Source organism: Streptomyces sp. NRRL F-5630 (assembly GCF_000719475.1).
GTDB lineage: Bacteria > Actinomycetota > Actinomycetes > Streptomycetales > Streptomycetaceae > Streptomyces.
This window is the reverse complement of record NZ_JOGO01000086.1, coordinates 22,646-30,893: the sequence shown is the minus strand read 5'-3', so window position 1 is coordinate 30,893 and position 8,248 is coordinate 22,646. Positions and strand designations below refer to the sequence as shown.

Annotated in this window: 6 protein-coding genes; 2 read left to right on the top strand and 4 right to left on the bottom strand. The window is 73.3% G+C overall.

Annotated features, from left to right (window positions below):
- Nucleotides 1–1,038 precede the first annotated feature (1,038 nt).
- Together IF99_RS0126865 and IF99_RS0126860 are read right to left on the bottom strand one after the other, a co-directional pair.
- Nucleotides 1,039–1,743: a LuxR C-terminal-related transcriptional regulator gene (locus IF99_RS0126865; RefSeq protein WP_031000327.1), complete on the bottom strand. Its 705-nt coding sequence runs from the start codon at nucleotides 1,741–1,743 to the stop codon at nucleotides 1,039–1,041.
- Entirely contained in the window at nucleotides 1,736–3,016 is a 1,281-nt protein-coding gene (locus tag IF99_RS0126860; protein WP_031000325.1) for an ATP-binding protein, read from the bottom strand. The genes IF99_RS0126865 and IF99_RS0126860 overlap by 8 nt, the downstream gene beginning before the upstream one ends.
- Before the next feature lie 257 nt (nucleotides 3,017–3,273).
- Between IF99_RS0126860 and IF99_RS0126855 the strand changes: the two genes are divergently transcribed.
- Together IF99_RS0126855 and IF99_RS0126850 are read left to right on the top strand one after the other, a co-directional pair.
- Nucleotides 3,274–4,653: a PspC domain-containing protein gene (locus IF99_RS0126855; protein WP_078655298.1), complete on the top strand. Its 1,380-nt coding sequence runs from the start codon at nucleotides 3,274–3,276 to the stop codon at nucleotides 4,651–4,653.
- The gene (locus tag IF99_RS0126850; protein ID WP_031000316.1) at nucleotides 4,643–4,876 is read left to right on the top strand and encodes a hypothetical protein; all 234 of its coding nucleotides are present in this window, start codon (nucleotides 4,643–4,645) and stop codon (nucleotides 4,874–4,876) included. Before IF99_RS0126855 ends, IF99_RS0126850 begins: the two co-directional genes overlap by 11 nt.
- A 27-nt stretch (nucleotides 4,877–4,903) precedes the next feature.
- On the opposite strand, the gene IF99_RS0126845 is transcribed toward IF99_RS0126850, so the two are convergent.
- Together IF99_RS0126845 and IF99_RS0126840 are read right to left on the bottom strand one after the other, a co-directional pair.
- On the bottom strand, nucleotides 4,904–5,467 hold the full coding sequence (locus tag IF99_RS0126845) for a DoxX family membrane protein (protein WP_031000314.1): 564 nt from the start codon (nucleotides 5,465–5,467) through the stop codon (nucleotides 4,904–4,906).
- Between the two features lie 929 nt (nucleotides 5,468–6,396).
- Nucleotides 6,397–7,275: a phosphotransferase gene (locus IF99_RS0126840; protein WP_031000312.1), complete on the bottom strand. Its 879-nt coding sequence runs from the start codon at nucleotides 7,273–7,275 to the stop codon at nucleotides 6,397–6,399.
- Nucleotides 7,276–8,248 lie beyond the last annotated feature (973 nt).

The window sequence follows — 8,248 nt, the reverse complement described above, 5'->3', positions numbered from 1 at the left end:
GGGCGGGAGCCGCGAGCGGGGCGGGGCGGGGACGCGAGCGGGGCGGGGCCCGGTGCGGCCGGGCACGGGGCTGGCGAGCTGGCGGTACTGCAGGGGCGGGCGGGGCTGCGGGGCGGGGCCGAGCGGTGGCTGGCGGGCGGGCCGCGTGGCGCGGGTTCGGGGCTGCGTCGGGGGCGAGAGCACGCAAGGGCTGGTGGGGTCGCGGAGCTTGCCGGGGGCGGTGGCTGGCGGACCTGCGGAGCACGGAGGCCGACTGGCGGGCGGGGCTGCGGGGACCCGGTGGCTGACAGGCTCGCAGGACGGCCGGGCTCACGGCGTAGCGGGGCACGGGGGCTGGCGGAACGGCAGGGGCAGGGGGTGATGGGAGCGCGGCCTGCTGGGGCTGGCGGACCGCCGGGTGCACGGGGGCGGGGGGCGAGGCCGGCCGGAGGTGGACCTGCCCGGGCTCGGGGCTGCGTCGGGGGCGAGAGCACGCAAGGGCTGGTGGGCTCGCGGGGCTGCAAGAGCACACGGGGAGGCCGGGTTGGCGCTCCGCACGGGCGGGGACGCGGTGGCTAATGGACGTGCGGGACCGCCGGGCTCACCGGGCGGCGAGGCATGGGGGCTGACGGGGCGGCGGGGACAGGGGCTGGCGGACCGCCGGGTTCACGGGGGCGGGGGGCGAGGCCGGCCGGAGGTGGGCCGCACGGCCCGGGCTCGGGGCTGCGTCGGGGAGGCTCGCGGTACTGCGCCGTCTGACGGAGATGTGGCGTCGAGGCCGGAGTTGTCGGCGCGCAGCCCCGGGGCTGCGCGGCCGTGCGGGCAGGTCGTCATGCCGGGCCGAATCGGCCTGCCTCAGCGTGCTGGTCGCAGGCTTCGCCGTAGCGTGGTGGCCACCTGCCCTCCGCCGTAGCACCCCGGTCGCCCGGAGAGCCAGCTCCCTACCGGTGCCGGGCCGCCGCTGCCGACGGCCAGGCCGTTATCCAGCTCCCCCTGGCCGTTACCGACCGCCCAGACCGTTGGCGCCCCCAGACCGTCGCCGCGTCCGACCGTCGGGGGTCAGACGAGGCGGCGGGCGGCGGCCCAGCGGGTCAGCTCGTGGCGGTTGGAGAGCTGGAGCTTGCGCAGCACCGCGCTCACGTGCGACTCGACCGTCTTCACCGAGATGAACAGTTCCTTGGCGATCTCCTTGTACGAGTGGCCACGCGCGATGAGCCGCAGCACATCGCGTTCGCGCTGGGTGAGCTTGTCGAGTTCCTCGTCGACGGGCGGGACCGTGTTGTTCGAGAAGGTATCGAGCACGAAACCCGCGAGCCGTGGCGAGAAGACGGCGTCACCCTCGTTGACGCGATGGATCGCCGCGACGAGTTCGGTGCCGTTGATCGCCTTGGTGACGTAGCCCCGCGAGCCCGCCCGGATGACTCCGATGACGTCCTCGGCGGCGTCCGACACCGAGAGCGCGAGGAACCTGACCGGCCGCTCCGTGTCCGTGACGAGGTCGGCGCACCGCTGAAGCACCGAAAGTCCTCCGCCACCCGGCAGATGCACGTCGAGCAGCACCACATCGGGCATCAACTCCCGTACGCTCCGTACCGCCGCGTCCGCGTCGGCGGCCTCGCCCACCACCGTGACACCGTGCTCCCCCGGATGATCGATCTCGGCCCGCACCCCCGCACGGAACATCCGGTGGTCGTCCACGAGCACGACGCGTACCACTCCCGCGTCCCGCCCCTGGCCCGGGCCCGTCTTCGTCGGTTCACTCATCCCGCAGTCTCTCCATTTCCAGTTCCACCACTGTTCCCCCACCAGGAGCCGGACGGATCTTCGCCCGTCCTCCGTGGCGCCGCATCCGGCCGATGACCGACTCCCGGACCCCCATGCGGTCCGCCGGCACGGCCTCCGGGTCGAAGCCGGGACCGTGATCCCGCACGGAGACGAATACCTGGCTCGCCTCCACCTCCGCGTACACCTGCACCTCGCCGCCGCCACCGTACTTGGCGGCGTTGACCATGGCCTCCCGCGCGGCCTGCATCATCGCGGAGAGCGCGTCGTCCAGTTCGCTGTCCCCGACGATGACGACCTCCAGCGGCACCCCGTGCTTGTCCTCGACCTCGGCAGCCGCCTTGCGCACGGCGTCGGCGAGCCGTGTCGGCTCCTCCTCCTTCTCCCGCCCGCTGCCCTCCGGACGCCGCAGCCACTCCCGCAGGTCCCGTTCCTGGGCACGGGCCAGTCGCCGGACCTCCTGTGGTCGTTCGGCATGCCGTTGGATCAGCGTGAGCGTGTGCAGGACGGAGTCGTGGACGTGCGCCGCGACCTCCGCACGCTCCTGCGCCCTGATCCGCATGAGACGTTCCTCGGAAAGGTCCTGTGTCATCCGGATGAGGTAGGGGCCGATGAGCAGGACGAGCCCCACGAGCACCGCGAGGGCCGCCTGGAAGGCCGAGCCGAGGTGCTGCGCCGAGCCCTGGAGCACGATGATCACGGAGACGCCCGTGCCGACGAGGACGACGCCGGCCGCCGCGCGCAGCACGTTGAGGGTGCGGCGGCGGCTGCCGATCTCGACCCAGCGGGCGCGCCGGGCGTTGTCCGCCTGCCGCCACACGAGCGCGACGCCCGCCCCGACGAGGAGTCCTGGCACGAGATAGCCGCGCGCCGTCTCTCCGATGTCCGTCCTCACGGCGTAGGCGAGTGCGACGATCAGCATGAGCAGCAGGGCGATGAGCTGGCCACGGTCCCGCGCCGTGCTCTTCGCGACCCGCGCACGCCACGGGACCCGGCCGCTCGTACCGGAGTCGCCGGGCTCGCCGACTCCCCCGGCGCCGAGCGGGACGAAGAACCAGAACGCGGCGTAGAGGAGGGCGCCGAGCCCGTTGACGAGGAGCAGGCCGATGAAGGCGGCGCGCACCCAGAAGACAGGCAGCCCGAGGTGTCCGGCGAGACCCCGCGCCACTCCTCCCAGCAGACGGCCCTCACCGCTGCGATAGAGCTTGCGCGGAGGCCGGTCAGGTGCGCTGGGTACCGAGGTGGCTTCCGACATGGTTCGATCCTCACACGCGAAAACACGCCTGACATCAGGGTTCTCCCCTAGAACAACCCTGAGATTTCCCCCAGAAGCGCCAAAAATCGGCATCCTGTGACCGAGGCCCCCATCTCCCTTGCACGACAAGGAAATTGACCTGCTCCGGCCCGGCGGCCGGCTGTCACCGTGACGGCGTCCGTATCAGGGTGGTCTCAGGGTTTCTTTCAGGGTGATCCCTGATGCCCGGGAGGGTCCGGGGCAGTCACCATGAACACATGACAGATTCCCGGACCGGCGCTCAGCCGCCGCCCCCGCCCACCGAGGCGGGCGGGTCACCGCCTTTCTGGAGCGGGTTCCGCCGCGACCGCCGGCACAAGGTGCTGGGCGGCGTGTGCGCTGGCCTGGGCCGGCAGTGCGGGGTCGACCCGGTGATCTTTCGTGTCGTCCTCTCCGTCCTGGCCGTCGCGGGGGGCATCGGGCTCGTCGCGTACGGCGTCGGGTGGCTCGTGGTGCCCTTCGACGACGAGGAGGAGAGCGAGGGCCGCCGGATGCTCACCGGGCAGGTCGCCGGGCCCGGGCTGGCCGCGCTGCTGTCCGTCCTGGTCGGCTGCGGAGTCTTCCTCTCGACGCTCGGGGACGGTGACGTTCTCTTCTTCTCCGCTCTGGTGCTCGTCCTCACGGCGGGCGCTGGGTACTGGTCGCGGCAGCGCGAGAACGCGGCGGGACACGACGCCTCGGCCGAGGGAGTCGCGGCGGACGCGCCACCGGAGGCGCAGGCCCCGCCCGTGCGGATGGCGCCGGCCTGGTGGCGCGAGCAGGCACCGACCCCCACGGAGGAGGCTCTCGCCGCACGCGTGTACCTGTGGGGGCCGTCCGAGTACGCCCCCGAGGTGCACGTCTCGCTCACGAAGAACGGCGGGACGGGGACAAGCGAGGCGGAGACATCGCGTACGGGCGGGGACGACCGCAGGGGCCCCATCGGGACCGTGCCACCCGTGGGGCCGGGTGACGACAGCCCTCGCGCTCGGCGCTACGGAATCGGCGGCTGGACGTTCCTGGCCGCGCTCGTCGCGGGGGTCGCGGGAGCGGCGTCCACGTGGGAGGGCGAGCCGCTGAGGTCGAGCCTCGTGCTCGGTCTTGCGCTGGCCCTCGCGGTGTTCGGGATCGGCCTCGCGGTGGGGGCCTTCGTGGGCCGGATCGGCGGCGGCACGGTAGTGCTGGCCCTGATCACCTGCGGACTCCTCGCGGCCTCGGCCGCGCTCCCGAGGGACATCAGGACGGACTGGCGGACAGCGGACTGGCGGCCCACCTCGGTCACGGACGTGCGCGGCGAATACCGCCTGGGAACGGGCACGGCCTCGCTCGACCTGCGGGACGTGCCCTTCGGAAAGAACGACACGGTGCGGACTGACGTCGAGGTGAAGGCGGGCCGACTCGAAGTGCTCGTCCCGGCGGGGACGAAGGTGGAGCTGCGCTCCGACATCGGCTTCGGCGCTCTGCACCTGTCGGACCACACGAAGGATCACATCCAGAGTGCCTTCGACGAGCAACAGAAGATGACCCTCCCGGCCCGCGAGGGCGCCCCGACCGAGGGGACGCTCGTACTGCGGGCACGGGTCGAGCTGGGAGAACTGGTGGTGAACCGTGCGCACTGAGTTCCGCCCCGGACGCCTCGTCCTGGGCCTGGGGTTCCTGCTCGCCGCCGCGCTGTATCTCGCGGACCTCGTGGACAACGACGGCCTGCCGTGGTGGACGGTACTGCCGCTGGCCGGCGGCGCGCTGGTCCTCGCGGGGATGGCGGGGCTGCTCGGATACGGGGTACGGCGCGCCCGGAGGCGCCGCGCGGACCCGGTGGACGACCCACCACCGGCGGGCTGAAGGCCGGGGCGGTGAAGAGGGGACGGCTCAGCGCTTCCAGGTGTTACCGAAACCGCCGTTGCGGAAGACGGCCCTCCGGCGCCCGGAGCGGAAGGAATCGAAGGAGAAGTACGGGGTCCCGGCGAGCAGGAGGGGGAGCCAGGCCATGAGGTAGACGAGGTCGTTGCCGTAGTAGTAGGGCGTCGCCGACCAACTCACCGTGAGCCACAGGCAGAGCGAGATCGCCGCGCCGCCGAGGGCGGCGACGCGGCCGAAGACCCCGAGAAGAGTGCCGAGACCGACGAGGAGTTCCCCGATGGCGAGCGCGTAGCCGAAGCCGACCGGGCTGTGCAGAGCGAGGTCCACGAGGGCGGGGACGCCTGCGCTCCCCTTCACGGACCGCAGGAGGTCCCCGAGAGAACCGTTCCCCGAAGAGGAGAGGAAGGCGCTGTCGGTGAGCTTGTCGATACCGGCGTAGACGAAGGTGACGCCGAGAAACACTCGCAGCGGAAGCAGGGAGTACCGCCCGAGCCGCGTGCGCAGGCCGCCGTCCGGCAGATTGCCCACCCCACCACCGGGGCCGGACGGGAGGAGGGGAGTACCGGAGGTCATCGGTTCGCCGCCTTTCAGAGGGACACGGAAGGAACGGAGCGGCGACCGACGGAACCTCAACCCCGCAGCCCACCGCGCCCGACCCTACGCACTCCAGGGGGACTCTTGACCGGGTGGGGCGGTGACCGAAGGAGCAGTCGGGGAGGACGGGACGACGGGGCGGCTCTGCGGGGCGATGGGGCTTCAGCAAACGGTGGGGGCGCGACAGGCGCGAGGGGGCGCCGGGTGAGGAAAGTGCGCCAGTTGATGGGGCCGCGACGGGAGAAGGGGAGGCGACGAGACGGGGGTGGCGCGACGGGTGGTGGAACCGCGCCGGGCGAGGGGGCGTTCTGCTGGGCGATTGAGTCCCGCCGGGCGATGGAACTGCGACGGATGGTAAGGAGACGACGGGACGGGGTGCTCTGCTGGGGCGACAGGTTCCGGGTGGGGCTCCGCCGGGCGGCGGGGGCCTGCTGGTCGGGCGAACGAGGGCCCGGCGTGCGCCAGCCGGGGGACGGGGGCCGACCGGCTCGCGGCCGGACGCGGGCGGAGCTTCCTGAGCGGCGAGGCAGGACGTGGCCCGGTGATGGGGCACGCCCCTCTGCCGGGGCGTGAGGTGGGGTTGTCTCCGCCGACGGGCACGCCTCCTGGCCGGGAAGCCCGAGGCCGGGAGGAGTGAGTCCTGCCGGTAGCGCCCGCTTCCCGTTTCCGGGCAGGACGCGAGCCCGCCGGTAGGGAACGCCTCCCCCGGCGGGAGTGCTGGCTGGGGCGGAACACGTCCCCGTTCGGGGGGCACGCCCGCTCCGCGCCGGACGCCGGGTGGGGCAGAGGGACGACCTCGCCGACAAGGAGTGACACCGGCCCGGACAAGGCGCGGCTCATCGGTGTAGCAGCGCTTCCGGGCAGGGAGCGGTGACTTGGGCCGGCTGGGGGCTGACGCGGGGGTGTGGTCAGGGGAGGTGGCGGTCGGCCAGGTCGAGCCAGGGGGTGGGGCCGGAGGGAGTGGGGTGGCGGATGGCCCAGTCGGTCAGGCGGAGGCTCATGTGGGCCCAGGCGGGGATGAGGATGTGGGCGGGGAGGGTGGCGAGGACGGCGTCGAGGCGGTCGGTGACGGCGGGGGTGGCGTTCGCTGTGTGGAGGCCGAAGCGGAGAGTGACGAGGTCGAAGCGGCGGTCGCCGCGTGCGGCGCCGTCCCAGTCGATGACGCCGGTGATGTCGGGTCCTGTGGCCAGGAGGTTTCCGGGGTGGAAGTCGTAGTGGACGGCGTCGTTGCCGGGGAGGAGAGGCGGGTAGCGGTCGGCGAGGGCGGAGATCCGGCGTTCGAGGGCGGCGGTGCGGGGGCTGTGGCGGCGCAGCGGCTCGTGGAGGCAGAAGCCGGGGCCGTCGTCGCCCAGGTGGAGGGCGGCGGAGGGGATGCGGGGGTGGCCGGTGAGACGGTTCGCCTGCGTCTCGTTGAGGCGCAGCAGTTGGTCGAGGTGCGCGGTCGTGAGACGGTCGATGCCCGTACCGTGCAGGAGCTCCTGCACGGTGACGACCGCGTCACCGATCTGTGCGACGAGGTCGGTGGCGGGTGCGGGGTACCCGGCTTCCCGCAGTGCCTCGACCACGGCGAGCGCGCCGGCCCGTGCCGCCGCGACGGAGCTGCCTGGCCGCCACTTCAGCACCCCGCGCCGCCCGTCGTCCTCCCACCGCACGTACGCCGCACCGACCTGGCCACCCGGACAGGGCCCCTCCACCACGAGCCGTACGCCCCGCGCGCGCAGTTCGTCCGCCATCTGCTCCGCGTCGAGCCGTGCCACGGTCGTCCAGCCGGGAGAGGAGTCAGCCATGTGCCGCATTATCGCGAGCGGTTGAGGCCCGGGGGGACGACATTTCGGGGAACGTCGACTGCCATCAGACGCCTCGCGGCTGCCGTCGGGCACCTCACGACTGCCCTCAGCCACCTCACTGCCGCCGTCGGACGCCCCGGGGACTGCCACCTTCCGCATCGGCGCACGAGAGGCCGGAGAGGCGCGGCCGTTGCTCCCGGCTCCCGGCTCCCGGCTCCCGGCTCCCGGCTCCCGGCTCCCGGCTCCCGGCTCCCGGCTCCCGGCTCCCGGCTCCCGGCTCCCGGCTCAACATCCCACGTCGGCCCGGCTTTCGTCTCCGGGCGGTGGACGCGGGAGGGGGCGGGACTTCGTCGCCGCCTGTTCGCCCCGTCCCGGTCGCGACGGTGGTCGGCCCGGGTCCCACCTCATGGCCACGGGCACGGCCGCCGTCCGCAACGTTCGTCAATCCCCCACCAGGTCCGGCGTTCACCTCCAGAACCGGCGCTCGACCCCGAAGACCTCGCCAGCACCCGCCGAGCCCACGCACCAGTCGCGCCGGTGATCGCAACCGCCCAACTCGGCTTCGTCAGAACGGAGGCGGCCCTCAGAAGCCGCCAACAGCTCCTCCACAGGCGCACATCGCCGTTGGCCGACAGCCCCCAGCCCCCAGCCCCGAGACCGTCCCCGACGGCACCCGCTCAGCGCCAAGCTCACCCACCCGATCGCGCGCAGTCAGCCCCGCACTGACCGCCTCAGCCGGGTACAGCCTCATCGGTAAGGCCGCCCGGCCGCCGCCTCAGGCTCCGCCGCATCGTCGCCCACCCGCACCCCCGACCCAGCCCAGCCCCGCCCCGCCAAGGAAGAACCCAAGCCCGCCACCAGGCCCGGCCCAACACCAGGCCCCGGCTCAGAGCAGGCCCGAAGCCCGGACCCGAGGCAAGCCCGGCTCCCACCCCGGGCCCAGGTGCGGCCAGGGCCCGCGGTCCAATCCGGC